General features: G+C 65.6%; 25 protein-coding genes and 1 tRNA gene. 18 read left to right on the top strand and 8 right to left on the bottom strand.

All coding sequences use genetic code 11. The annotated features are described in order from the left end of the window. Positions 1-20 precede the first annotated feature (20 nt). Positions 21-1613, bottom strand: a complete 1593-nt coding sequence (locus ABIR17_RS01845; protein WP_348002654.1) for a phospholipid carrier-dependent glycosyltransferase — start codon at positions 1611-1613, stop codon at positions 21-23. Between the two features lie 145 nt (positions 1614-1758). Between ABIR17_RS01845 and rsmI the strand changes: the two genes are divergently transcribed. The 5 genes from rsmI to ABIR17_RS01820 are packed head-to-tail and all read left to right on the top strand — an operon-like array spanning position 1759 to position 6884. After that, positions 1759-2604, top strand: coding sequence for a 16S rRNA (cytidine(1402)-2'-O)-methyltransferase (rsmI, locus tag ABIR17_RS01840; protein WP_348002653.1), 846 nt, complete (start codon positions 1759-1761; stop codon positions 2602-2604). A 31-nt stretch (positions 2605-2635) separates the two neighbouring features. After that, a complete protein-coding gene (gene metG / locus ABIR17_RS01835; protein WP_348002652.1) occupies positions 2636-4210 on the top strand; it encodes a methionine--tRNA ligase in 1575 nt (524 codons plus the stop codon). Beyond that, positions 4207-5118 carry a TatD family hydrolase gene (locus tag ABIR17_RS01830; RefSeq protein WP_348002651.1) on the top strand — a complete coding sequence of 304 codons (912 nt, stop codon included), beginning with the start codon at positions 4207-4209 and terminating at the stop codon, positions 5116-5118. The genes metG and ABIR17_RS01830 overlap by 4 nt, the downstream gene beginning before the upstream one ends. Beyond that, complete coding sequence (rsmA, locus tag ABIR17_RS01825; RefSeq protein WP_348002650.1) at positions 5118-5939, top strand: 16S rRNA (adenine(1518)-N(6)/adenine(1519)-N(6))-dimethyltransferase RsmA; 822 nt, start codon at positions 5118-5120, stop codon at positions 5937-5939. Before ABIR17_RS01830 ends, rsmA begins: the two co-directional genes overlap by 1 nt. A 9-nt stretch (positions 5940-5948) precedes the next feature. Further along, a complete protein-coding gene (locus ABIR17_RS01820; protein WP_348002649.1) occupies positions 5949-6884 on the top strand; it encodes a 4-(cytidine 5'-diphospho)-2-C-methyl-D-erythritol kinase in 936 nt (311 codons plus the stop codon). Positions 6885-6891: 7 nt separating this feature from the next. Here ABIR17_RS01820 and ABIR17_RS01815 read toward each other — a convergent pair whose 3' ends face one another. Next, positions 6892-7485, bottom strand: coding sequence for a molybdenum cofactor biosysynthesis protein (locus tag ABIR17_RS01815; RefSeq protein ID WP_348002648.1), 594 nt, complete (start codon positions 7483-7485; stop codon positions 6892-6894). Positions 7486-7629: 144 nt separating this feature from the next. On the opposite strand from ABIR17_RS01815, the gene ABIR17_RS01810 reads away from it, so the two are divergent. From ABIR17_RS01810 to ABIR17_RS01785, 6 genes are read left to right on the top strand one after another with little or no spacing between them, the layout of a single operon-like run. Continuing rightward, positions 7630-7959, top strand: a complete 330-nt coding sequence (locus ABIR17_RS01810) for a hypothetical protein (protein WP_348002647.1) — start codon at positions 7630-7632, stop codon at positions 7957-7959. Beyond that, the gene (locus ABIR17_RS01805) at positions 7941-8498 is read left to right on the top strand and encodes a hypothetical protein (protein ID WP_348002646.1); all 558 of its coding nucleotides are present in this window, start codon (positions 7941-7943) and stop codon (positions 8496-8498) included. The genes ABIR17_RS01810 and ABIR17_RS01805 overlap by 19 nt, the downstream gene beginning before the upstream one ends. After that, entirely contained in the window at positions 8495-9583 is a 1089-nt protein-coding gene (locus tag ABIR17_RS01800) for a peptidoglycan-binding domain-containing protein (RefSeq protein ID WP_348002645.1), read from the top strand. Before ABIR17_RS01805 ends, ABIR17_RS01800 begins: the two co-directional genes overlap by 4 nt. A 3-nt stretch (positions 9584-9586) precedes the next feature. After that, the gene (locus ABIR17_RS01795; protein WP_348002644.1) at positions 9587-10228 is read left to right on the top strand and encodes an ATP-binding cassette domain-containing protein; all 642 of its coding nucleotides are present in this window, start codon (positions 9587-9589) and stop codon (positions 10226-10228) included. After that, positions 10228-11337: an ABC transporter permease gene (locus ABIR17_RS01790; RefSeq protein ID WP_348002643.1), complete on the top strand. Its 1110-nt coding sequence runs from the start codon at positions 10228-10230 to the stop codon at positions 11335-11337. The genes ABIR17_RS01795 and ABIR17_RS01790 overlap by 1 nt, the downstream gene beginning before the upstream one ends. Before the next feature lie 54 nt (positions 11338-11391). Next, on the top strand, positions 11392-13203 hold the full coding sequence (locus ABIR17_RS01785) for an ABC-F family ATP-binding cassette domain-containing protein (RefSeq protein ID WP_348002642.1): 1812 nt from the start codon (positions 11392-11394) through the stop codon (positions 13201-13203). A gap of 21 nt (positions 13204-13224) precedes the next feature. On the opposite strand, the gene ABIR17_RS01780 is transcribed toward ABIR17_RS01785, so the two are convergent. Genes ABIR17_RS01780 through ABIR17_RS01770 form a run of 3 tightly spaced genes read right to left on the bottom strand, consistent with a single transcriptional unit; the run spans position 13225 to position 16520 of the window. Continuing rightward, positions 13225-15183, bottom strand: a complete 1959-nt coding sequence (locus ABIR17_RS01780) for a DUF2207 domain-containing protein (RefSeq protein ID WP_348002641.1) — start codon at positions 15181-15183, stop codon at positions 13225-13227. 49 nt (positions 15184-15232) lie between these two features. Beyond that, the gene (locus tag ABIR17_RS01775; protein ID WP_348002640.1) at positions 15233-15994 is read right to left on the bottom strand and encodes a DUF2207 domain-containing protein; all 762 of its coding nucleotides are present in this window, start codon (positions 15992-15994) and stop codon (positions 15233-15235) included. Positions 15995-16025: 31 nt separating this feature from the next. Then, entirely contained in the window at positions 16026-16520 is a 495-nt protein-coding gene (locus ABIR17_RS01770) for a MarR family transcriptional regulator (protein ID WP_348002639.1), read from the bottom strand. Between the two features lie 55 nt (positions 16521-16575). Here ABIR17_RS01770 and ABIR17_RS01765 point away from each other — a divergent pair. From ABIR17_RS01765 to ABIR17_RS01750, 4 genes are all read left to right on the top strand, one after another. Beyond that, positions 16576-16647 (top strand) — tRNA-Gln (locus tag ABIR17_RS01765). Positions 16648-16720: 73 nt separating this feature from the next. Further along, entirely contained in the window at positions 16721-17089 is a 369-nt protein-coding gene (locus tag ABIR17_RS01760; RefSeq protein WP_348002638.1) for a hypothetical protein, read from the top strand. A gap of 59 nt (positions 17090-17148) precedes the next feature. Then, complete coding sequence (glmU, locus tag ABIR17_RS01755) at positions 17149-18573, top strand: bifunctional UDP-N-acetylglucosamine diphosphorylase/glucosamine-1-phosphate N-acetyltransferase GlmU (protein WP_348002637.1); 1425 nt, start codon at positions 17149-17151, stop codon at positions 18571-18573. Positions 18574-18621: 48 nt separating this feature from the next. Next, a complete protein-coding gene (locus ABIR17_RS01750; RefSeq protein ID WP_348002636.1) occupies positions 18622-19599 on the top strand; it encodes a ribose-phosphate diphosphokinase in 978 nt (325 codons plus the stop codon). Positions 19600-19687: 88 nt separating this feature from the next. Here the strand turns inward: ABIR17_RS01750 and ABIR17_RS01745 are convergent, their stop codons facing one another. The 3 genes from ABIR17_RS01745 to ABIR17_RS01735 form a co-directional block, all read right to left on the bottom strand. Next, positions 19688-19924, bottom strand: coding sequence for a hypothetical protein (locus tag ABIR17_RS01745; protein ID WP_348002635.1), 237 nt, complete (start codon positions 19922-19924; stop codon positions 19688-19690). A 31-nt stretch (positions 19925-19955) separates the two neighbouring features. Continuing rightward, on the bottom strand, positions 19956-20591 hold the full coding sequence (locus ABIR17_RS01740; RefSeq protein WP_348002634.1) for a hypothetical protein: 636 nt from the start codon (positions 20589-20591) through the stop codon (positions 19956-19958). A 63-nt stretch (positions 20592-20654) separates the two neighbouring features. Continuing rightward, entirely contained in the window at positions 20655-20993 is a 339-nt protein-coding gene (locus ABIR17_RS01735) for a hypothetical protein (RefSeq protein WP_348002633.1), read from the bottom strand. A gap of 47 nt (positions 20994-21040) precedes the next feature. On the opposite strand from ABIR17_RS01735, the gene ABIR17_RS01730 reads away from it, so the two are divergent. The 3 genes from ABIR17_RS01730 (at position 21041) to ABIR17_RS01720 (ending at position 23990) form a co-directional block, all read left to right on the top strand. Continuing rightward, positions 21041-22087: a hypothetical protein gene (locus ABIR17_RS01730; RefSeq protein WP_348002632.1), complete on the top strand. Its 1047-nt coding sequence runs from the start codon at positions 21041-21043 to the stop codon at positions 22085-22087. A 44-nt stretch (positions 22088-22131) separates the two neighbouring features. Continuing rightward, positions 22132-23340, top strand: a complete 1209-nt coding sequence (gene chrA / locus ABIR17_RS01725; protein WP_348002701.1) for a chromate efflux transporter — start codon at positions 22132-22134, stop codon at positions 23338-23340. A gap of 77 nt (positions 23341-23417) precedes the next feature. Next, entirely contained in the window at positions 23418-23990 is a 573-nt protein-coding gene (locus ABIR17_RS01720; RefSeq protein ID WP_348002631.1) for a hypothetical protein, read from the top strand. The last annotated feature ends 83 nt before the right edge of the window (positions 23991-24073 follow it).

The following is a 24073-nucleotide window of genomic DNA, read 5'->3' as shown; positions in this document are numbered from 1 at the left end:
TGAATTACATGTTGTGACGGCTAAAGCCAGGTCGGCAGCCAGAGATGCAGCCGGAAAAAGAGGTCGGGAATCGGCATCGCGGTCCAGATCGGCAGAAAGAAGACGCTCACGACCACGCACACCGCCAGGAAGATCCCGACCACCCGGATGCTGACCGTGCGCCGGGATTCAGGATCCGCCGCGGTGCCCAGCAGAAATCCGATTGCCGCGGTGAGCGCCAGGATCAGGTAGGGCTCAAACGCGATCGTGTAAAAGGTAAAGATTGTGCGGTTCAGATAGAGCAGCCAGGGGAGGTACCCGGCGGCCAGCCCGCTCAGGATGGCGGCCTCCACCCAGACTTTGCGGCGCGCCATCAGACCGCGCACCACGCGCACCACCAGGAAGAACGCGGCCGCCGTCGAAGCCCACCAGATGATCGGGTTGGCGAGGTCGAGGATGGTCTGCACGCTGCCGCCCGACGTTGACCAGTACATGCTGGTCGGTCGCACCAGAAACAGCCAGGTGAGCGGGTTCGACTGGTAGGCGTGGAAAGAGTGCTCGTTGATGTTGTAGTTGTAGACGTTGGCCTCGAAGTGCCACCAATTCTGGAAGTCGTAGGGCACCCACGACAGCAGCCCGGTCCAGGCGGTGCCGCCCTCGTTCTCGATCCAGTGCCGGTGGTAGCCGCCGTCGCCCGCAAACCAGCTCCACCACGACAGCAGGTAGGTCACCGCGGCGAGAGGCACGAGGAGCAGGAACGTCGCCGGCGCTTGCTTGAGCAAGGCGCCGGTCGCCCAAAACTCGATGCCGGCCTGTTTGCGCAGGATCAGTTCGCCGACGACCACGTAGATGCCGAGGATCGCGAGAAAATAGAAGCCGCTCCACTTGACGCCTGAAGCCAGCCCGAAGGCCACGGCGGCGGCGAGTAACCAGGGCCGCCAGAACAGTGCCGGACCCCATCCCGAGGTGCCGTGCCGAACGACCCACCGGTTGAGCCGGCGTTTCGCGAACTCCCGGTCGAGCAGGATCGCGCCGAAACCGAGCAGGGCGAAGAACGCCAACATGTTGTCGAGAAGCGACACCCGACTCATCACGATCGCGTTGCCGTCGATGGCGAGCAGCCCGCCCGCGATGACGGTCAGGAGCGGTCGCTTGAACAGGCCGTGCGCGATCGCCATCGTGAGGGCAACCAACAGGATGCCGACGATCGCGACGCTGATGCGCCACCCGAACGCGTTGTTCGCGCCGAACACAGCCATGCCCGCCGCGATGATCCACTTGCCCACCGGCGGATGCACGACGAATGAGGCGCTCGGCAGATAGTTGCTGACGATCCCCGAGTTGAACGCGGCGTTGGCATCCTTCGGCCAACTGCCTTCGTAGCCGAGCTGCGAGAGCGAGTAGGCGTCCTTCACGTAGTACGTCTCGTCGAAGACCAGGCTGTCGGGATGCCCGAGGTTGATCAGTCGGGTCGCCGCCGCCACTCCGAGGACGAGTGCCGGACCACCCCAGATCCACGCGGTGCGCACACCCGGACGGGCGAGCATCCCTTGCCACCAGTCATCGAGTCGCGATCCCGGGAGTTCGTACCGGGTGGCGGAGTCGGCCTCGGCGGTGGAGCCGGCGACGGTCATACCCATATTCTGGTGCCTTTCCGTTTTCAGGAATTCCTGGTGCAGGAGTCCGGTCTGGAGTCAATTCCCGACCCTTCCGCTGTACTTCTGTCACACGAGCAACTCAGGTTCCTGAAAACGGAAAGGCAACCGCGACAATGGGGGAGTGATCATCCTGGGGGCGACGCCGATCGGCAACCTCGGCGATGCGTCCCGGCGCCTCGTCGAAACGCTCGAGCGGGTGTCGATGATCGCCGCCGAAGATACCCGGGTGACCGTTCACTTGTTGCGGGGTCTTGGCATCGAGAACCGGCCGCGGCTGGTCGCGCTGCACGAGCATAACGAGCGCCAGAAGGCCGCCGAACTGGTCGAACTGGCCCGCACCGACGACATTCTGGTGCTGTCGGATGCCGGCATGCCCACCGTCAGCGACCCCGGCTACGCGCTGGTGCTCGCCGCGATCGCCGCCGGGGTGACGGTGACAGCCCTCCCCGGTCCGAGCGCCGTGCTGACCGCTCTCGCGCTCAGCGGCCTGCCGACCGACCGTTTCGCCTTCGAGGGATTCCTGCCCCGCAAGGCGCGGATCGCCGCCCTTCGCCCGCTCGCCACCGAGGCACGCACCCTGGTCTTCTTTGAATCCCCGCACCGGCTCGCCGATTCCCTGAAAGACCTCGCAACGGCCTTCGGGCCCACCCGTCAGGCGGCGGTCTGTCGAGAACTCACGAAACTCTACGAAGAGGTCGCCCGAGGAACCCTCGAAGAGCTCGCCGAGAGGTACAAAGAGGGAACCAAGGGTGAAATCGTCATCGTCGTCGACGGAGCACCCGAAAGCGACGCGACCGTAGATCTCCCCGCCGCCGTCGCGACCGTTCTCTCTCTAGCTGCAGGTGGCATCCGCCTCAAGGAAGCAGCTGGGGATGTCGCCAACGCAACGGGGCTCTCGACCAACGATCTGTACGAAGCAGCTCTGAAAGCGAAAAGCGCGCTGAAGACGAAGAGCGCTGCCGAGTAACACAGGATTCCGAAAGCTAGGCTCGATCACGATGTCTGACCAGGCCGAGAGCACCAACAAGAGCTTCTACATAACCACCCCGATTTTCTATGTCAACGACGTCCCGCATATCGGGCACGCGTACACGGAGGTCGCGGTGGATACTCTCGCGCGTTGGCACCGGCAGTCCGGTGAGGACACCTGGCTGTTGACGGGCACCGACGAACACGGTCAGAAGATTGAGCGCACCGCCGCCGCGAACGGGGTCGGCCCCAAGGAGTGGGCGGACAAACTCGTCGAAGAGGCGTGGAAGCCGTTGCTGAAGACGGTCGACATCGCCAACGACGACTTCATCCGCACCACCGATGAGCGGCACGAGGTTGCGGTCGCGAAGTTCCTGCAGCAGCTCTACGACGACGGCCACATTTACGAGGGCGTCTACGAGGGGTACTACTGCGTCGGCTGCGAGGAGTACAAGCAGCTCGACGATCTCGAGATTCCGACCGACGGCGAGTTCGCCGGGCAGTACGTCTGCAAGATCCATTCTCGTCCGGTCGAGATCCTCGCCGAGAAGAACTACTTCTTCCGCATGAGTGACTTCGGGCAGGCGCTGCTCAACCTCTACGAGGAGCAGCCCGACTTCGTGCAGCCCGAGAGCGTGCGCAACGAGATCATCCAGTTCGTGAAGCAGGGACTTGAAGACCTGTCGATCTCGCGGTCGAGTTTCGACTGGGGCATCAAGGTGCCGTGGGATCCGTCGCATGTCGTCTACGTCTGGTTCGATGCGCTGCTTAACTACGTGACCGCGATCGGCTGGGGCTCGGACAACGACGCCTTCCGGCGGCGTTGGCCCGCCGTGCACATCGTCGGCAAAGACATCGCGCGCTTCCACGCCGTCATCTGGCCGGCGATGCTGATGGCTGCAGGACTTCCTGTGCCGGCCCGCGTCTTTGGACACGGCTGGCTGCTGGTCGGCGGCGAGAAGATGTCGAAGTCGAAGCTGACCGGCATCGCGCCCGAGCAGATCACCGATGTCTTCGGATCCGACGCGTTTCGCTACTACTTCCTGTCGGCGATCACCTTCGGGCAAGACGGATCTTTTTCTTGGGAAGATCTGAGCGCTCGGTACCAGGCGGAGTTGGCGAACGGCTTCGGCAATTTGGGTTCTCGCGTGATCGCGATGGTCCAGAAATATCGGGATGGTCGGGTACCGGACGCGCCGCTCGATCCGGCGATCACCGAGTTGGAGAAGACGGTGACGGATGCCGCCCACGCCTCGATCGGGAAGCTCGCCATCCATGACGCGATTTCTTCGATCGCGACGCTGGTGGATGCTCTCAACCTCTATGTCACCGTGAACCAGCCATGGGTGCTCGCGAAAGATTCCGCACAGGCATCCCGCCTCGACACCGTGCTCGCGACTCTCGTGCACGGGATCGGCACGTTGGCGGTGCTGTTTTCGCCGGTGATGCCGAAGGCGACGGCGACCCTGTGGGCGGCCCTCGGTGAGGGTGGCGCTGTAACCGACGTGCGGGTCGACCGCGCCTGGGATCGTCCGGGCGGTGGGACCGTCTCGACGCTTGAGCCGCTGTTTCCGCGCATCGAGCTGGAGCCGAACAGCGCGTGACCGAGCCGTTTCTGCGATCCCGGTCGCGCGGACCCGACGACAAAGTCGCCGACTACCCGCCGCTGCCCGAAGCGCTGACGGTCGGGGTCTACGACAACCACACGCACCTCGAGTTCGCCGACGGTGACAACCCGCTGGATTGGCACGAACAGCTCGACCGAGCATCGACCGTCGGGGTGCGCGGCGTTGTGCAGGTCGGTACCGACCTCGAGACCTCGCGTTGGAGTGCCGAGATCGCGGCGCACGAGCCGCGCGTGCTGGCGGCGGTCGCCATCCATCCTGATCATGCGCCCGAACTCGACCGCTCGGGTGAGCTTGACGAGCACATCGCCGGCATCGCCGAACTCGCCGCGAGGCCTCGGGTGCGCGCGATCGGCGAGACCGGGCTCGACTTCTTTCACACCGGCGAAGACGGGCGCGATGCCCAGGTGCGCTCGTTCGAGGCGCACATCGCGATCGCCAAGGAGCACGACCTGGCCCTGCAGATTCACGACCGCGACGCGCACCGCGAGATCGTCGAGGTGCTGAACCGGGTCGGGGCTCCGGAACGTACGGTGTTCCACTGCTTCTCGGGCGATGCCGAGTTCGCGCGACTGGTCGCCGACGCCGGCTGGTACCTGTCGTTTGCCGGAGTTGTCACCTTCAAGAACGCGCCGAACCTCCGGGAGGCTCTCGAAGCCATCCCGCGGTCGCGCATTTTGATCGAAACGGATGCCCCCTTCCTCACCCCGGCGCCGTGGCGCGGGCGGCCCAACTCCTCCTACCTCCTGCCGCACACCCTGCGATTCATGGCCGACCATCTCGGCACCGACGCCTCGATGCTGGCCGCCCAGATTTCGTCGAACACCGAGTTGGTCTACGGGCACTGGGATGCCCACCCGGTCGACACCCCGTCGGACGCGCGCTAGTGGCGCTCCTGGGCGCGGCGGAGATCCGTGACCTTGCCGCGGCCCTCGACCTGCAACCGACGAAGCGACTGGGTCAGAACTTCGTCGTCGACGGCAATACGGTTCGCAAGATCGTGAAGGCCGCGCGCATCGAGCCGGGGGATGAGGTACTCGAGGTCGGTCCGGGTCTCGGCTCGCTCACCCTCGGCCTGCTCGAAGCCGGAGCCCGCGTCACCGCGATTGAGATCGACGCCCGACTCGCCGCCCTGCTGCCGCGCACCGTTGCCGAGCTGGCCCCGGCATCCGACCTGACCGTTCTGACCGCCGACGCCCTCCGGGTCGAGGTGCCGGGCGCGCCCCGCCGCCTGGTCGCGAACCTGCCGTACAACATCTCCGTTCCGGTGTTGCTGCACTTGCTGTCGACCGTGCCGTCGCTCGAGACCGCCCTGGTCATGGTGCAAGCCGAGGTAGGCCAACGGCTTGCCGCCGCACCGGGGTCGAAGGTCTACGGCTCTCCGAGCGCGAAGGCCGCCTGGTACGGAAAGTGGTCGTCGGCCGGTTCGGTGAGCCGACAGGTCTTCTGGCCGGTGCCGAACGTCGACTCGATCCTGATCTCGTTCGAACGCGGTGAGCTGCCCGGAACCGAAGCGGAACGCATCCGCACCTTCGCGATCATCGACGGAGCCTTCGGACAGCGCCGCAAAATGCTGCGCCAGGCGCTCGCCGACCAGTTCGGCGGTTCTGCCGCTGCGACTACCCGCCTCGAGGCCGCCGGAGTCGACCCGACCCTGCGCGGCGAGCAGCTCGGGGTCGCGGATTTTCTGGCCATCGCCCGTAGCTAGGGTGGAGGAATGATCCGCCGGGAGGAGCCGCGCACCGTTCGCGTGCGGGCTCCGGGCAAAATCAACGTCTTCCTGTCTGTTGGCGCTCTGCAAGACGACGGGTACCACGACGTCGCGATCGCCTACCAAGCTGTCGCGCTCTACGAAGACGTGCGGGTCAGCGAATCCGACGACTTCACGATCTCGGTGTCGGGGTCGGTCGAACTCGGCCGGGTGCCGCTCGACGACACCAACATCGCCATCAAGGCGGCTCGACTTCTGGCCTTCCACACGGGATACGCCGGAGGCGTGCAGATCGAGATCGACAAACACGTACCGGTCACCGGCGGGATGGGCGGCGGATCGGCGGATGCCGCGGCGACCCTGCTCGCCTGCGACGCGCTGTGGGGCACCGACCTGCCCCGCGACGAAATGCTCGACCTCGCCCGGCAACTCGGGGCCGACGTGCCGTTCGCCTTCACCGGTGGCACCGCAATCGGAACCGGCCGAGGGGATGAACTCTCGCCCGCGCTCGCCCAGGGAACGTTCCAGTGGGTACTCGCGCTCGCCGATTTCGGTCTCTCCACCCAGACCGTCTACGGCGAACTCGACCGGCACCGGGAGCGGCACGCGAGCGAGATGTCTCCGGCTAACCCGGCACCCAGCGTGGATGCCGATGTGCTGCAAGCCTTGCGCGCGGGAGACCCCAGGATGCTCGCCGCGGCCATGCACAACGACCTTCAGGCGCCGGCACTGCACCTTGAGCCGTCGCTCGCCAACGTGATCGAAACCGGGGAACGCAACGGTGCCCTTGCGGGGATCATCTCGGGGTCGGGGCCGACGGTGGCGTTCCTCGCAGCCGACCTCGACACAGCGCTCGAATTACAGGTCGCCCTCTCGGCGGCGCGATTCAACGTCGTGCGGGCGACCGGTCCTGTGCACGGGGCCCGCCTCATCCCCGACTGACTCCGGGCTATTTGCCCGACTTGGGGGTCTCGGGGCGGGCTGAGAGCCCCAAGTTGGGCAAATAGCCGAGTGTTGCGATCGGCACAGCAGCGCGCAGGATGGCGGGGCCGACACGGAGGATGCCGTCGTTGACCGGCCCGGTGCGCAGCCCGCCGCGGCGGCGGAACGCGCGATGGGCTCCCTCGCCGACGGTGACATTCATCCACGCACACGGATTGCACGGGCGGGCGTCGGTGAACAGCACCGCGCCATCCCCGCTGTCGAGGCTGAACTCGACCTGTGCGAGGGCGTCGATGTCGACCCCGCGCAGCAGCACGTTGCGCCGCGTCTGCGCGAGACCCGGCATCGCCACATCGAGTTCGATCGAGACTTTCTCCAGCGATTCGATCGCCTGGATGCTGACGCTCGACGCGCGGTGGGCGTGCTGGTTGAAGTACCGGTCACCCACGATGCCGAGTCCGCCGACGAACTCGAGGTGGTCGCGCTGGTCGCCGTCGGTCTCAGGAGCCGGGCCGTCGGACGGGCGTCCCTCGTAGCGATGCGCCGGCGAGGCGAGGAGCGCCACGATCTCCACGTCGAGCTCGAACGGCAAATCGGTCACCCGCGCAACGTTACGCTCGTCGTCCGCGTCGGGTGCAAGCAATGGGATCGGGTGCGGAGGGCGTTGCTGGACCCGACGCGCTGTGGCATGCTTCTGTCAAAGTAGTCATTGATTTTCGTTCACCTATTCCGCAGGGGGAATGTGATGAAAAAAAAGACTGTGGCAGCTGCCGCCGTATGTTTGACGTTCGCGGCGGTGTTGGGGTTGGCGGGCGCGGCCCAAGCTGCCACTGACAGCGGGGTGCATTCGTACTCCTGCGGCGGCCAGTTCGGCAAACTGTCGGTCTATCAGCTCGGGTCGGGCAACTCGTGGGCACCGGGCGATTGGAGCACGAGTCCCCAATGGAACCCCACCTCAAGTGTCTACCGCTGGATCTACGACACGCAGAACGCAGGTTCGGGCGGAGGGAACTGGCGCAACGTGACGAACGGTAACTACACGACTGCCAGCCCGGGATGCTCACCCGGCGGCTGATTCGTCGGCGCAAATGGCTGCTCCAGGCACTGGTCCTGATTGGCGCCACGCTGCTGACGAGCTGCACGGGCGTTCACGAGGCTCCCGCGCCGACTTCGACGTCTTATGAGCAATACGACGCCCTGTACGCAGATTGGGCGAACTCCTACATCTCGTGCGTCCGCGGATACGGGGTCGACGCCCAGCTGGGCCCGCAGGGCACCATTCAGAACTCGATCGTACCCGGCCGTGAGACGCGGGAAGGTCTCGATGCGGGGTGCCTCGACACCGTGGGGGACCCGCCGGATGTTCCCGCGCCTACGGACGCGTTCATGAAGGGCTTGTACGAGTTGTATCTGAAGCAAGCCGACTGCCTGCGGGAGCATGGATACACGATTAGCGGTCCGCCGTCGCGCGACGACTGGGTCGAGAACTACGATGGCTCTTCCTGGAACCCTTTGATGGATGTCTACTCTGCGGGGCGCGACGTTCAGGAAGCTGACAACCTGTGCCCTCAACCAGAACCACGGGACGCGGAGAAGCTCGGTTCCACTCTGTGAACGAGGCCTCATTCTGGCGCCGTCGTCCGGTTGTCGTTGCTCTCTGGGTCGCCAGCGTGGTGATCGCGCTGATCGTAGGCGGGTGGGCCGCGGTCGAGGCAACCCAGCCCCCGCAGGTTGCCGCTCCACGGCCGACCCCGACGACCGTCGAAGTGGTATCGGGGAGCGTCTCGGTTGAGCAGTCGTACGGCATTAATGTCTCCTGGCTTGCCGCGCCAGCGGGGGTGAATGGGTTGGGTGGAACGCTCACCTCGATCGATGTGGTGCCGTCCGGCAGCACGATCGAAGTTGGCGCGGTCGTTTACACGGTCGATCTCAACCCCGCGGTTGCGATCGAGGGTGCGGTGCCAGCATTCCGAGACATGGCCACGGGGATGAGCGGGGCAGACGTAGAACAGCTTCAGAGCTTTCTCATCGCGAGCGGATACCTCGCCGGGACAGCCGACGGTCATTACGGCCCGGTCACTGCGTCCGCCGTCAATCGATGGTCGGCAGCTCTCGGGGTGGCGAAGACCGGCACCGTGCCCTTAGGTCGAGTCGTGTTCATCCCCACGCTCCCTGCGATCCTCGCTCCCGCGCCGGACGTGCGAGTCGGCATGTCCGTTGCGCCCGGTGACTCGGTGCTGGTGGGGGCGACGGCGGATCCGGAGTTCAGCTTTCCCGTGCTGCCCGAGGCTGTGAGTCAGATCACCACGGGAATGCAGGTGTCGATCGACGTCGACGGCGCGACGTGGAACGCACAAGTCAACCGTCTGGGCTCAGCGACGGATGACACGGGCACAACGATCGCAATCCTCGGCCCCGTGGAGGGCGCTGCGTCCATCTGCGCTGTCGACTGTGCGACCGCGGTCACTCTCGGCGGGAAGGCCGTACTTGCCGGCCGCCTCATCCTTGTACCTGAGACGACGGGTGCGCAGATTCCAACCGCTGCGATTTCGACAGACGCGTCGGGGTCGACGATGGTGACTCTCGCCGACGGCACGCGCGTCCCCGTCGCCGTGCTTGCCTCCAGCGATGGCAAGAGCATTGTGAAGGGCGTCGATGTCGGCGACCGGATCGTGCTCGTCGCATCGGCGGCAGGCTGAGCCGTGCGCATCGCAGTCGAGGGACTCGAACACCGGTACCGTCTCAGCGCTGATCCGGTGGTAGGTCCGCTGACCCACGCATTCGAGCCGGGCACCCTGACCGCAGTCACCGGACCATCCGGTTCGGGCAAGTCGACCGTTCTTTACCTCACCGCCCTCATGCTCACACCTGACACCGGAGTCGTGCGATGGGGAAACGACGACGTGCACGGGCTGCGCGATGCTGACCGCGCCCGACTTCGAGCACGCCATGCAGGATTCGTCTTCCAAGACGCTGTGCTCGATCTGTCGCGCACTGCGCTCCAGAACGTCATGGAGGCAGCGTGGCTCGCGGGTATGGACCCCGACCTCGCTCGACCGCGGGGTCGCGAGTTGCTCGATCGTTTCGGACTTGAGGAACGCGCGGATCATCTCCCCGGCGAGTTGTCTGGCGGACAGGCTCAGCGAGTCGCCCTCTGTCGTGCGCTCGTGAAATCCCCGGATGTCATCTTCGCCGACGAACCCACCGGCAACTTGGATGTCGAATCCGCGGACACCGTCTGGGCCGCGATGCGCGAGGCTGCAGACGCTGGCGCGACTGTGATCGTCGCGACTCATGACGCGAAGCGGGCGCGCAAGTCGGACAACCATCTGAGGCTTGTCTGATGAACTCCGGGTATCCGCGCCCGTCCTATTTCCTGGCTGACGCCGTGCATCGGTTCCGGCGTCCCCTCACGCCTACTGTCATCGCGGCGACAATCGTGTTGGCCGGCACCGTTGCTGTCTTCGCCACGACGGGAATCGCTGTCGCCGGCCAGCAAAGCGCCCTTGAGCGGATTAACTCTCCAGAAGGTCGTCTCATCACCGTGACAGACCCTCAAGGTCAGGCGGGTCTCTCTCCCGAGTCCGTCGCCATCGTTTCGTCGATCAGCGGAGTCGAGTGGGCGGTCGGTGTCGGCCCTGCGACCGACGTCCACAACACCGGCATCCCCGGCGGCACCACTCAGCCGGCCCGCGCACTGTACGGAGAGTTGCCGCCCCCGATCCACACGAGCACTAGTCGGCGCCTGGTCGACGGTCTTGCCATCGCGGGGCCGGGTCTCACGCAGTCCCTGAGTCTCGAGGAGGGAGTCGGGCCCATTACTGGCAGGAACGGCCAGTCTGTCGTCGTCGGAAGTTTCGTTGCGGATACGCCGCTCGCGTCTTTGAACTCAAACTTCCTGGTCGCGCAATCAGCAACCTCGACGGGTCGACTCCTCACGCTCTGGGTCAGCGTCTCGGATGTCACTCAACTCGCACAGGTCTCTGCCGCAGTCCGGGATGCACTCATCACCACCAATCCCGGCGTGGTCCGGATCGATACTTCGAGTGAACTCGCGCAGCTCAGCGCCGATGTCACGGCAGATCTCGCACGCACCGCACAACTCACAGTGAGTGGTCTTTTGGTTGCTGTCGCGATTCTCATCGCCGCCGTCCAGTTCGGTCGTGTCACGAGTATGGCGAAAGACATCGGTCGGGCGCGCGCTCTCGGCGCGACCCGCAGCACCATTGTGGGTCAGATTGTCGCTAACGCTGCAGTCTGTGGATTCGTTGGCGCGACAGCGGGAACCATCGCAGGTCTGATCATCAGCGCTTTCGTCGCGCACCAACTCCCGGGAGTGGGATTCACGGTGGGCGTCGGGGTACTCATGGTCTTGGCGAGCATCGTAGGTTCGATCGGCCCGGCAGTCCGCGCGGCGCGTGCGGATCCGGTGCGCATCCTCCGCGTGCCCTAACCGCGCGGTGCAACTTGAACGGGCGGGCTGGTCCGGCAAGGTTACGCTCGACAGATGGTCCACTTGCTCGGCGCGGAGGGCGTTGGGCTGGAGTTCCCGACGCGCGTCGTGTTCTCATCCCTCACGATCGGCATCGACGAGGGCGACCGCATCGGTGTCGTGGGGCGTAACGGCGACGGCAAGTCAACGATGCTCAAGCTTCTCGAAGGTCGCCTCAAGCCCGATACCGGCAACGTCACGCGCCGCGGTGGGGTCACGCTCGGGATGCTCGACCAGGGCGACACGCTTCCCTCCGATGCGATCGTCGCGGAGCTGATCGTCGGTGACCGTTTGGAACACGAGTGGGCAGGCGACTCTCGCATCCGAGAGGTGATCGCCGGTCTGCTGAGCGACGTGCCGTGGGAGGGCCGCGTTGGCGACCTTTCGGGTGGCCAGCAGCGTCGAGTGGCTCTCGCCGTACTGCTCACCCACGATTGGGATGTCGTCTTTCTCGACGAACCCACCAACCACCTCGACGTCGAGGGCGTGGCCTGGCTCGCCGAACACCTCAAGCGGCGGTGGCCGACAGGCAAGGGTGCCCTCGTGGTCGTCACCCACGATCGGTGGTTCCTCGACGAGGTGTGCACGACGACCTGGGAGGTGCACGACACCATCCTGGAACCCTTCGAGGGTGGCTATGCGGCCTACATCCTGCAACGTGTCGAACGCGACCGGATGTCGGCGGCGAGCGAGTCGAAGCGCCAGAACCTGATGCGCAAAGAGCTGGCCTGGTTGCGGCGCGGAGCCCCGGCGCGCTCGACGAAGCCGAAGTTCCGCATCGAGGCCGCGAACCAGCTGATCGAGAACGAACCGCCCGTGCGCGACAAGGTGTCGCTCTCGCAACTCGCGACGACGCGCCTCGGCAAGGATGTCGTCGACCTCGAAGGCGTCTCGGTTTCGTTTCCCGCAGGGAAAGCCGATGGTTCTGCTGGGGACAAGACTGTGCTCGACGACGTGACCTGGCTCATCGCGCCGGGGGAGCGTACCGGCGTCATCGGAGTGAACGGCGCCGGCAAGTCGACGTTGCTCGGGCTGGTGGCCGGCACCGTGCATCCCACGACAGGGCGGGTGAAGCGCGGCAAGACCGTCAAGATCGCGGTACTCGACCAGCGGCTCGTCGGACTAGATGATGTCATGAATGACCGGGTCAGCGCGGTCGTCGCCCAGCAGAAGTCCTCGTACGTGTCGGGTGGAGTCGAACTCACCCCCGGCCAGTTGCTCGAGCGACTCGGCTTCACGAGCGCGCAACTTTCCACCCCGGTCAAAGACCTCAGCGGTGGCCAGAAGCGTCGCCTGCAACTGCTGCTCATCCTGCTTCAGGAGCCGAACGTGCTCATCCTCGATGAGCCCACCAACGACCTCGACACCGACATGCTCGCCGCGATGGAAGACCTGCTCGACACCTGGCCGGGCACGCTGCTCGTCGTCTCGCACGACCGGTACCTGCTCGAGCGGGTCACCGATCAGCAGTACGCGATTTTCGACGGTGCATTCCGGCACCTCCCGCGCGGGGTCGACGAGTACCTGGAGATCCGCAAGAACCGTGCTCGAGGGGGTTCCGAGACGTCCGTTTCGCGGGCTGCTCGGCCAGCGGGGTTGAGCGGCGCGGATCGTCGGAATTTCGAGAAGGAATGGGCATCCATCGCTCGTCGACTCGAGAAAGCGACCAGCGCCATCCATCTTCAACGGGAAGCGCTCGCCCTGATGGACGCGAGTGACTACGTCGCGCTGGGCGCGGCACAGCAGGCGATCGCGGCGCTCGAATCGGATGCCTCAGCTCTCGAAGAGCGCTGGCTCGAACTCGGGGCGCTGCTCGAGCGACCCTGAAGTGGTGCGAGAAGCCGCGGACTAGACGCCGCCGCCGCCACCACCGCCACCGCCGCCACCTGACGAGCCACCACCGCCGCCGCCACCACTCGACGACGAACCCGACCCCGACCCGGAGGATGACCCCGAGAACGACGTCGAGACGCTCGAAGAGAGTGAACCGATTCCGGCCGCGAACGCCCCGGCCTGGAAGCCGCTGGTGCCCGAGTACCAGTCGGGAGGAGTCGTGTCGTAGTACTTGGCGATCTCGACGGCCCACTGCTTCTCAAGCCCGAACAGTACGGCGTAGGGCAGCAGTCGCTCGTAGATCTTGACGATCTGATTACCGTCGCTCGTGGTGATCCGGTCGGCACCCGAGACGCTCTGCAACATCTGCAACCGATCGGCCTCGGCGAGTCGGATGTACTCCTTGAGCCCGTCGAGGTGCTCCTTAAGTTCGGCACCTTTCGGGGTCAGGGGACGCCGACCGCCGAGCAGACCCGCGCAGATAATCGTGACCCACGGGATGACGTTAAGTGAGACGACGCCGAGCGCAACCGACGTCCCGCTGTCACCGCCGAAGATGGTCGAGCCCAGTGCGATGATGCCGGCCAGCACGCCCATCAGGACGACGAGCGTGATCGGCCACGGAGACGGCTTGCGTCGCAGGCCACCCGCCTCGACCTCACGCGCGACCGCCTTGGTGAGGGCGACGACCTGTTGCCCGAGGATGGTGTCGCCCTTGGTGAGCCAGCGCACCTCGCCGCCGCCGTCAGAGGTGGGCATCGGCTGAGCGGACTGTCCGCTCATCTGGAAAATGGTGCGCAGCCCGGGCAAGAAACTGCCCATTGAGAATGGGTTGACCGAGAACAGTGCGCCCATCACACGTTGCTCGTCGGGATCCAGCCCCGCGTTGTCGATGTACTGCACGCCGAAGACCTTGCTCCAGCCGGCGTCATGCTCGAGGATCTTCAACTTCTTGCGCACAGCAAGGTCGACGACCGACGCAGCCATCCCCTTGCTCGCCCTGCCCACGAGGTTCGCCGCGATGAGGGCGCTCACGCCCTCCGGCGGGGTGTACTCCGCGACCACGATGCCGCGGCCCGCAGCGTTGCGCCAAAACACGACGCGAATGAGAATCGCGGCGATGAGCTGGAGGGCTGTCAAGAACAGCGGAAGCAGGGGGATGATCGGCACGATCGCCCACCACGGCGGCCCGGCGAAGGTGCCCTTCGTGAAGTCGATCGCGATGGTCATGTTCTGGTACGACAGCACATTCGTGGCGGTGGCTTTAAACGTCGAGCCGTCGGCCCTGATCGAACACTGATCGGTGGACCCGGCGCGGCCGAGGTAGCAGCTCGGCGTGATACCGGCGTTGAGGGAGCCGTTCAGCTCCGGCGCGAGCTCAACGGTCGCGCTGACCTCCTCAAACGGCTGACCCCAGCCGTCGCCATTGATGTCCCAGTAGAACTCGTCGGCGTCGAGGTTGTTCGGCTTATGAGTGACATCCTGCTGCGTGTATTCGATGACGTACGTGGTGTCGCCATGTTGGTACTGGCCGCAGGGCAGCGCGATGGTGAGCGACAGCACGGCCTGGTCGTTGCTGTCCGTGCTCTTCGACGAGTCGTAGGACGCGGGTGTGCCATTGACGGTCACCCCGACCACTTTGAGCCCCGTGTCGTGCCCGTCATAGCTGGTGACCAGGTCGCGCCGAATGCCGCGGTTCTGATTGGTTGCCGGGAAGGTCGCGACCAGGGTCTCGGTGGCGTGGAGGGTGGAGCGCCCGCCGGAATCGCGCCCGAGTTCGTACTTTCCGTCAAACGACTGGAACTCGAACTGACTCGCTGTCGGCGACGACGCGCAGCTGGCGACAGAGGAGGCGCCCGATGCACCGGATGCCGAGGGAGCCTCGTCGGCGAGGGCGGGAGCCGCCCCGAGGGCTGAGAGGGCGAACACTCCCGCGAGGACAGCGAGGGCACGGGTGATTTTCGGAGCGCGCACGTCGCGAGCGTACCGGCCCGCCGGGTTCACCGTCGATGCCCGCCGCGCCTCACTCGGAGAAGGTGCCCGCCATGAACGGGATGGCGAAGGTCAGCGAGGCGCCGGGCCCCAGGTCTTTGGCAGCCATCGAGAACACGCCCTTGGCGCTTTGGACGTCGCATTGATGGGTCGACCCGGTCAGCCCATACGAGCAGGTTGCCCCATCGATGAGGTTCCCCGCCAGCTCGGCATCGACCTCGATTCGGGCGCTCACGACCCCAAAGGGTTGCCCCCACTGGGTGCCGTTAACGTCCCACGTCAGTTTCTGACCGTCGCCGAAGTCGCCGATTACCGAGTGCTGCTGGTAGACGATGACGTAGGTCTGCTCGCCGTGGACGTATTGGCCGGCCGGCACGGCGATGACCACCGAGAGAGCGTCCGAGCCCGGGGTTGAGTCGTACGCGATGGGCCGCCCGCGGGCATCCGTCACGGCGACGATTTCGAGGTCAGTGGGGTGCCCGTTGAACACCGTCGGAAGGTCACGTTTGATCCCGCGATTTTGGTCGTATTCGGGAAACTTGGCGACGAGACGTTCGGTGGTCAGCAGTACCGAGCGACCGGCGGCGTCACGGCTCAACTGGTAGTTCGCGTTGAAGGAGGTGAACTGGAAATCTTGCACGTTGGGAATCGGCGCGCCGGTCTCGGTCGCGGTCTGGGTCCCGGTGGCGATCGGCGACGCGGCGGGGGTGGGGAGCGGTGCACACCCGGCCAGAGACAACCCGACGAGGGCCAGGAACGCAGGCAGGAGACGAAGACGACGAGGATGGCTCATGCCTAGAGTCTCCCCTATGACCGGCATCGGGTCAGTCGTCGAAGTCGAGACTCAACTTCCGCAGCAGTGAGCTGAGCCGATCCTGGTCGACGCGCGACAGACCGCCCAGCAGTTCCGCCTCTTCTGCGACGAGACCGCTGATGGCGGCATCCACCTGTTCGCGACCCCGAGCCGTCATGACGACGAGCACGCCGCGGCCGTCGTGCGGGTCAGTGCGCCGTTCGACGAGCCGCCGTTCGACGAGGCGGTCGATCCGATTGGTCATGGTGCCGCTTGAGACCAGAGTCTGCTGCAGCAGCGCTTTGGGGCTCAACTGGTACGGCGCCCCTGCGCGACGTAGCGCCGCCAAAACGTCGAACTCCCACACTTCCAAATCGGATGCCGCGAACGCCATTCGTCGCGATCGGTCAACGTGACGAGCGAGTCGCCCCACACGGGAAAGCACCTGGAGCGGGGCGAAGTCGATGTCAGGACGTTCCCGCGACCACGCGTCGACGATGCGGTCGACCTCGTCGGATGCGGTCATCCGTCCATTATCGCGCGCCCTCTCTGTCAAACTAGACCGCGCCCTTCGGGGCTTATCCGCCTTGGTGTAACGGCAGCACGACGGCCTTTGGAGCCGTTAGGACCAGGTTCGAATCCTGGGGGCGGAGCGTGTCGAACCCCTATAGCGAAGTGCCCCCTCACGATTCCCTCGCGCCCCCTAGCGATCCCCTTGACCTGAGCATGTACCGCCTGTGGCGGCGCAAGCCGTTCTGGACGATCGCCTACGCGATCGTGACCACCCTCGGCTTCGTCGCCCTCCTGAGCGTCGATATCTTCTTGGCGGTCATGCTGGGTACCGGAAGGCTGACGATCTCGGCGGGACTCGGCGCGACGCTCGCCCTCGCCATTGCGTTGCCGATCTTGACCTTGACCGCGTCGTGGCTGTTTTGGGTGGCTACCGTCGAAGGGCTAGCCAACCTCGCGACCCACGGCGAGTTCGGGCGGAACCGCTCGCCCGCGTTCAAGAAGGCCGACCGACGGTTCGCGTTTATTGCCTTTTTCTCCCTGTTGATTATCCCGTTCTTGCCGATCCTCATGGTTCTTCACTAGGTCACGCGAGAACTCCTTCGGGGGCACCGGGTTCGACGGCGAGAGGGGAGAATGGGCGCATGACCGATTCCCGGCTCGCCATCATCGTTCTCGCCGCAGGGCAGGGCACCCGGATGAAGTCATCCCGTCCCAAGGTGTTGCATGAGCTGGCCGGCATCCCGCTGATCGGTCATGTGCTCGCCACCGCGCGGGAACTGGCCGCCGCCCACGTGCTCACCGTCGTACGGCACGATCGGGATGTCGTGGCCGCCGCCGTCTTCGAGTACCTGCCCGAAGCGATCGTCGTCGACCAGGACGAGATTCCCGGCACCGGACGCGCGGTCGAAGTTGCGATTGCCGCCCTGCCTGCCGGATTCGAGGGCGATGTGGTCGTCGTGTCGGGTGACGTGCCACTTCTCGACGCCGACACTCTCACCAATCTCGTGGAGGCTCATCGACGGGCGAGCGCCGCGGCGACCCTGCTCTCGGCCATTGTCGACGACGCCACCGGGTACGGTCGCGTCGTGCGGGACGCATCCGGGGCCATGCTGCGAATCGTCGAACACCGCGATGCGAACGACGACGAGCGCGGGATCGTCGAAATCAACTCCGGCACTTACGTCTTCTCCGTCGGGCCGCTTCGTGCCCAGCTGCCCCGCTTGGGCAGCGGCAACGATCAGGGCGAGCGCTACCTCACCGACGTCGTCGGGCTCCTGCACGACGCCGGCGATGTGGTCGAGGCCGTCGCCGCCGCAGACGCCTGGCTCGTTGAAGGCATCAACGACCGGGTGCAGTTGGCTCGCGCCGCAGCCCGGCTCAACGCCATGATCGTGCGCGGCTGGCAGCTCGCCGGAGTGACCGTTCATGACCCCGCGACCACCTGGATCGACCTGCGCGCGACCCTCGCTGAGGATGTCGAGCTGCTGCCCGGTACGCACATTGCGGGCTCGACGACGGTGGCTTCGGGCGCTCGCATCGGACCCGACACGACGCTGCGTGACTGCGAGGTGGGTCGGGATGCCGTCATCAGCCGCACCGACGCGACGCTCGCGGTGATCGGCGCGAAGGCATCCGTCGGCCCGTTCGCTTACCTTCGGCCCGGTACCGAACTGGGTGACGGCGGCAAGATCGGCACCTACGTCGAAACCAAGAACGCGAAGATCGGTGCCGGGGCGAAGGTTCCGCACCTGTCGTATATGGGCGACGTCACAATCGGCGAGGGCACCAACATCGGAGCAGGCGGTATCACCGCGAACTACGACGACGTGGCCAAACACCCGACCACGATCGGCGCTCACGTGCACACGGGTGTGCACAATTCGTTCGTCGCGCCGGTCACGATTGGAGACGGCGCGAAGATCGGCGCCGGCACCGTCGTGCGCAAAAACGTTCCCGCCGGAGCGCTCGCGGTGAGCGTCGCGCAGCAGCGCATCACCGAGGGGTGGACCGAGCGCAACCGGGCCGGAACCCACTCGGCGCAGGCTGCCTCGGATGCCCAGGAGTAGCAGCTAAACTGGGGCTTCCAGACAGCACCGAAGTCGCGAGAGGCACGAGTGTCGGCCATCAAGATCAGTGGCGAGAAGCGCCTCGTGCTCGTGAGCGGTCGGGCTCATCCCCGGCTCGCCGAAGAGATCGCCCGAGAGCTGGATTCCGAGCTCGTCCCGACCGAGAACCGCACGTTTGCTAACGGTGAGATCTACGCGCGCTACGGCGACAGCATCCGCGGTTCGGATGTCTTCATCATCCAGTCGCACTGTGCGCCAATCAACGAGTGGCTCATGGAGCAGCTCATCATGATCGACGCGGCCAAACGCGCGAGCGCGAAGCGCATCACGGTCGTCGCCCCCTTCTACCCCTACGCGCGGCAAGACAAGAAGGGTCGCGGCCGGGAGCCGATTTCAGCCCGACTCGTCGCCGACCTCTTCAAGGCTGCGGGCGCGCACCGGATCATGAGCGTGGATCTGCACGCCGCGCAGATTCAGGGATTCTTCGACGGCCCGGTTGATCACCTTTTCGCGATGCCGGTGCTGCTCGAGCATTTCAAGACGAAACTCGACCCCGCGAACCTCACCGTGGTCTCGCCCGACATGGGTCGGGTACGGGTCGCCGACATCTGGAGCGACAAGCTCGGTGCGCCGCTGGCGATCATCCACAAACGCCGTGATCCGCTGGTCCCCAATCAGGTCAGCGTTCACGAGATCATCGGGCCGGTCGACGGTCGCATCTGCCTGATCGTTGATGACCTGATCGACACCGGGCGCACGATCGTCAGGGCGGCCGAGGCGCTGAAGAACGCCGGGGCGCTGGGTGTCGTCGTCGCGGCGACGCACGCTGTGTTCTCGGCGCCCGCCACCGAAATTTTGCAGAGCGAATTCATCGACTCCGTGGTCGTGACCGACAGCCTGCCGATCCCGCCGGAAAAGTACTGGGACCGCCTCACCGTGTTGCCGATCGCACCGCTGATCGCGCGCGCCATCCACGAAGTATTCGACGACGGGTCCGTCACGTCGATGTTCGACGGGGCGGCTTAAGCAGAGTCGTCGATGTTCGACGGGGCCGCATAGGCAGAGTCGTCGATGTTCGACGGGGCGGCTTAGGCCGACAACCGCCGGCCGAGCCTTACGGGCGTTCTGCGTCGTCCGCGCGCTCGAGATACCCGCTGAGCCGCACGATGAAATCGTCGGTCGGCACGTAGGACGGGTCGGCGCTCGACTTTTCGAACTCGGCCTGCGCTTCATCGATCGCTTCGTCGATCTCGATCACGGCGAGCGCGTTGCGCTGCTGATCGTCAAGTGCGACGAGGTAGGCGATGGCTCGGTCGATGTCGTCGGGGCCGCCGAAAGCGTAGTCAGGCATTTCCCCATTGTACGAGGGGCGCCGCGACGTGCTACGGCCAGGAGGATGCGGGTGCCGTGACGACGTCGACCGGCGAGTAGTGCCAGTGTCCGCCCCAGGCATAGTGTCCGCCGGCCCACGGTGAGGCCCAAATCGCGTACTCCGTCGTGGCCGGGTCGGCGCTGGTGGCGAAGCCTGCGGCAATCGCACGGTAGCCGGCACTGGTGCTGAGCGCCTTCGCGACGATGTGTGCCGACTCATCAAGACTCGAATACGACGCGAAGCCGCCCATCCCGATGTTGAGGGGATTGTTGCGCGTCCACCAACTGTCCGCGCCGTTCTCTTGACGCATCCAGCGGGTCAAAACGGTGACGTTGTTGTCGGAAGCCGGCCAGCCTGCGTACAAGAGCACGAGCTTGGCCCAGTCGTAGTTGGTTCCGCTCGCGATGAGGGTCGCAGGTCCCGCGGTGGCCGAAAAGTCGTCCCGATCGACGGGCGTCGAATTGGCGGAGGTAACGCTCTTGGCGACCACGAATTCCTGAGCGTGAGCGGCGGCGTAGCTGGCGCGTGCATCGGCGAGCGAAGGGGGTGCGGCGAGCGGCGCCATCGCGATACCGGTGACCAGGATGAACGCACCTACCGTCGCCCCAAGGGCGCGGCGGCTGTGGAACGGTGAGACAGAGAACATTGCGAGGGGACGGTAACACAGGTTTTCGGGCTCAACCTGGGCGCGTCTCCGGCGTGGTGGCGATCAGCCGGGGATCAGTCCCAGGGAGCGCACGAGCACTTCGTGGCCGTCGAAGGTACGCGCGTAGCAGTACCACGACGGCCCGACGGCCCCCATCAGTTCGAATCGTGCGACCGGAACGGCGCCGACATTTGAGCCCGTCACGATGCGTGAACAGACCGAATTGGCGGTGTGCACCTGCAACCCGATCGTCGTGTAAACGGTCGGTGCGATGAGCCCGAATACCCCGAGCACGATGACGATCCGCATCACTCGGAGGGTCATGGGATGGCGCAACGGCTTCCCCTCGCTGGGAACGTAGTCACGCAGCTCGGGATGGTCGTGGTCAGTGTCGTCGGTCATCACGACCTATCGAACCACCCCAATGGCATTCACGCGAAGATGGGGGAATGGACTTCAGCGCGCTGACCGCCCCGCCTCGCCCCGATGAGCGCACCTTTTTGCGGATGCCCCCAGGGTCATTCGCCAGCTACGTTGCGAACGTTCTGATCGGTGTGCTGGGGGCTTTCGCGCTAGGGATCGGGATGTGGGAGGCGGTCTCGTGGTCCAAGGCGGGCCGCCCGGTGACGGCGACCATTTACCTGATTCTCGGTCTGATGGCGATTGCGCTCATCGCCGGCGCGATCATTCGGGCGCTCTACCGCCGCCGCCGGTACGGGGTCAGCAGCGTTGTGATGCCTCCCCGCCTGCCAGCGTTCGCCGCCGCGAACGGGCTTCGCCTCGAAGCAGAATCGACCGACATTCCGGTCTCCATCATCGAACCGACCCCCAGTATGAAGATCCTTGATCGGCGCGTGCGGTGTCGGCTTCGCCCTGCAGATTTCGATCCCACGGTTCCGGCCGCGTTTGAGCTCGGTGACTTCCATTGGCGCGCTGACTACGGCGGAGGAAATCGGGGCATCGCCGATTATGTGATCGGCTACGTGGCGGTGCGCCTGCCGCGCACCTTGCCTGCGATCCTGCTTCAGTCCCGTGCGCCGGGGGGCTCGATTAGGGTCGCGGACACAACCCAGGTGCTGTCGCTCGAGGGCGAATGGGATCGCCATTTCACGCTCTATTGTCCGACCGGGTACGAGCGCGACGCCCTCCAAATCATGACTCCTGACGTCATGGCCGCAATGATCGACGGGGGCGCCGGGTGGACTGCCGAGACCGACGGTGACTGGCTGCTGTTCACCCTCAGCCGGCCGTTCGCCCTCTCCGACGCGAGCGACTACGAGCGCGCCTTCCACCTCGTCGAGGTCGCGCGAGACTTCCGCGAGCAAGCCGAGCACTACAGCGACGCTCGCGTCGGCAACCGTTCGCTCGACGTCGTCGCTGCCGCCGGATCGACGTTGCGCGGAGGCCGCTCCTGGGCGGTGATCGCCGCGTTTATCGCACCGTTCGCTTTCGTCGCCCTGTTCCTGGTACTGCCTCTGGTGGCGGGCGGTCGCTAAGCACCGCGTTCACGTCGCCTCGGTACGATGCCCGCGTGACCGAGATGTCGACCGAACTCCCCGCTGCGCCGCGAGGCACTGCGGGCGAGGTTGCGGCGACCTTTCTGAAGCTCGGGTTCACCTCGTTCGGCGGTCCAATCGCTCACCTCGGGTACTTCCGCGCCGAACTGGTCGAGAAGCGCAGGTGGATCGACGAGAAGGGCTACGGCGACCTTGTCGCGTTGAGTCAGTTCCTCCCGGGGCCGGCCTCCAGTCAGGTCGGGTTCGCTATGGGGCTGCTGCGCGCTGGGCCGCTCGGCGCGATCCTGGCTTTCCTCGCATTCACTCTGCCGTCGGCGATTTTGCTGGTCGCGTTCGCCTTCGGTGCAGCCTGGGTCGCCGGGCCGATCGGCGCCGGGGTTCTCGCCGGTCTCAAGGTCGTGGCGGTCGCCGTCGTTGCACAGGCCGTTCTCGGGATGGCGCGCACCCTCATCCCGGATCGCCAGCGCGCCGCGATCGCCGTCGTTGCCGTCGCACTCGTCGTATTGGTGGGCGGCGTGTTCGGACAGGTCGGGGCGATCGTGCTCGGAGCGATCGCGGGGGTGATTTTCTGTCGCGCCGTGATTCCCGACGCCGTGAGTTCGGTGCGGTTCCCCGTTTCGAAGACGGCAGGCGTGGTGGCGTTGAGCCTCTTCGGGCTGTTGCTGGTCGGCCTGCCGATCCTCGCGGCCACGGTTCGAGCGCCGGCGGTCGCTGTCTTCGATGCGTTCTACCGGTCGGGGGCACTCGTCTTCGGCGGCGGTCATGTCGTGCTTCCCCTGCTGGAGACTCAGGTCGTCGATCCGGGGTGGGTCAGCCGGGGCGACTTTCTCGCGGGCTACGGCGCGGCGCAGGCGGTGCCCGGCCCGCTGTTCAGCTTCTCGGCTTACCTCGGCGCGATTCTCGAACCGGGGCCTAACGGCATCCTGGGTGCCTCAATTGCACTGGTCGCAATCTTCTTGCCCGGCTTCCTCATCCTGATCGGGGTGCTCCCGTTCTGGAACTCGCTGCGCACCCGCCCGCTGGCCCAGGCCGGGATGCGGGGCGCGAACGCGGCCGTGGTCGGCATCCTCGCGGCCGCGCTCTACGACCCGGTGTTCACGAGCGCCGTGACCGGGGCACCCCAGTTTCTGCTCGCGGTGATCTGCTTCACACTGCTCGTTGCCTGGCGCGTCCCGCCGTGGATCGTCGTTCTGGTCGGGGCCGCGGGCGGCATCCTCATCGGACTGTTCTGACGATCGGTCAACCCGTCGGGACCCCTCGCGCGTCGTGTTAACGAGTTCGCAAAATCCGAACTGACCGAGGAGCCCGCATGACCGCCAGGATGCCCTTCACCTTCATCGTCGTCCCGGGAGCGATCCTGCTGCTGGCCGGGTGCGGCGGAGGCGGAGTCGGCGGCTCGACAGCGGCAGCCGTCGATACCGCGTCCTGCATGGTCGGCGACTGGGCATCTGACCCACAAGACATCGCGAATCAGATGGTCGACGCCCTGAGTTCCTTGGGTACCGCCTCCGCGACCGGAACGGGGACGGAGAAGGCGACGATCGCGGCCACCCACCTCTCCTACGACGACAACCTCGAGTTCACGTTCGACGTTGCACCGAGCTCCGGTCCGACCGTCCAGATCGTGCAGAATCACTCGGGTCGTCTGACGGCCGACTGGACAATCGGTCCCGACGATGTCATGGCGTATGCGAATTTCGACACCGCGAACTACCAGATCTCCAGCACGACGGTTATCGACGGCCACAGTTCAACCAGCACATCAAACCTCCCGCAGAGCTCGGCTCACAACGTGCCGACGGCCGTGACCTGTTCCGGCGACACGATGACGATGAAGCCCGAGGACAGCCCGATCCTGACGACCTGGCACCGTCAGGGCTAGCACCTCAGGTCGCGGATCCCGGATCGGAACCTTGAGCCGAAGGAGCGGGGACCCCTACCCCGATCGACTCGAGGATCCGATCC

It is taken from the genome of Pseudolysinimonas sp., assembly GCF_039912695.1.
Lineage (GTDB): Bacteria > Actinomycetota > Actinomycetes > Actinomycetales > Microbacteriaceae > Pseudolysinimonas_A.
Note: the sequence above shows the minus strand (reverse complement) of the source record. Positions and strands in the feature narration are given on the sequence as shown.

What these genes read in the sequence shown, in the direction of transcription:
- ABIR17_RS01745 (WP_348002635.1), bottom strand. Translation starts at nt 19,924, where the DNA reads ATGCCTGACTACGCTTTCGGCGGCCCCGACGACATCGACCGAGCCATC.
- ABIR17_RS01845 (WP_348002654.1), bottom strand. Translation starts at nt 1,613, where the DNA reads ATGACCGTCGCCGGCTCCACCGCCGAGGCCGACTCCGCCACCCGGTAC.
- chrA (WP_348002701.1), top strand. Translation starts at nt 22,132, where the DNA reads ATGTCGACCGAACTCCCCGCTGCGCCGCGAGGCACTGCGGGCGAGGTT.
- metG (WP_348002652.1), top strand. Translation starts at nt 2,636, where the DNA reads ATGTCTGACCAGGCCGAGAGCACCAACAAGAGCTTCTACATAACCACC.
- ABIR17_RS01770 (WP_348002639.1), bottom strand. Translation starts at nt 16,520, where the DNA reads ATGACCGCATCCGACGAGGTCGACCGCATCGTCGACGCGTGGTCGCGG.
- ABIR17_RS01805 (WP_348002646.1), top strand. Translation starts at nt 7,941, where the DNA reads ATGCTCACCCGGCGGCTGATTCGTCGGCGCAAATGGCTGCTCCAGGCA.
- ABIR17_RS01735 (WP_348002633.1), bottom strand. Translation starts at nt 20,993, where the DNA reads ATGACCGACGACACTGACCACGACCATCCCGAGCTGCGTGACTACGTT.
- ABIR17_RS01730 (WP_348002632.1), top strand. Translation starts at nt 21,041, where the DNA reads ATGGACTTCAGCGCGCTGACCGCCCCGCCTCGCCCCGATGAGCGCACC.
- ABIR17_RS01785 (WP_348002642.1), top strand. Translation starts at nt 11,392, where the DNA reads ATGGTCCACTTGCTCGGCGCGGAGGGCGTTGGGCTGGAGTTCCCGACG.
- ABIR17_RS01740 (WP_348002634.1), bottom strand. Translation starts at nt 20,591, where the DNA reads ATGTTCTCTGTCTCACCGTTCCACAGCCGCCGCGCCCTTGGGGCGACG.
- ABIR17_RS01720 (WP_348002631.1), top strand. Translation starts at nt 23,418, where the DNA reads ATGACCGCCAGGATGCCCTTCACCTTCATCGTCGTCCCGGGAGCGATC.
- glmU (WP_348002637.1), top strand. Translation starts at nt 17,149, where the DNA reads ATGACCGATTCCCGGCTCGCCATCATCGTTCTCGCCGCAGGGCAGGGC.
- ABIR17_RS01810 (WP_348002647.1), top strand. Translation starts at nt 7,630, where the DNA reads ATGAAAAAAAAGACTGTGGCAGCTGCCGCCGTATGTTTGACGTTCGCG.
- ABIR17_RS01775 (WP_348002640.1), bottom strand. Translation starts at nt 15,994, where the DNA reads ATGAGCCATCCTCGTCGTCTTCGTCTCCTGCCTGCGTTCCTGGCCCTC.
- ABIR17_RS01760 (WP_348002638.1), top strand. Translation starts at nt 16,721, where the DNA reads ATGTACCGCCTGTGGCGGCGCAAGCCGTTCTGGACGATCGCCTACGCG.
- ABIR17_RS01820 (WP_348002649.1), top strand. Translation starts at nt 5,949, where the DNA reads ATGATCCGCCGGGAGGAGCCGCGCACCGTTCGCGTGCGGGCTCCGGGC.
- ABIR17_RS01790 (WP_348002643.1), top strand. Translation starts at nt 10,228, where the DNA reads ATGAACTCCGGGTATCCGCGCCCGTCCTATTTCCTGGCTGACGCCGTG.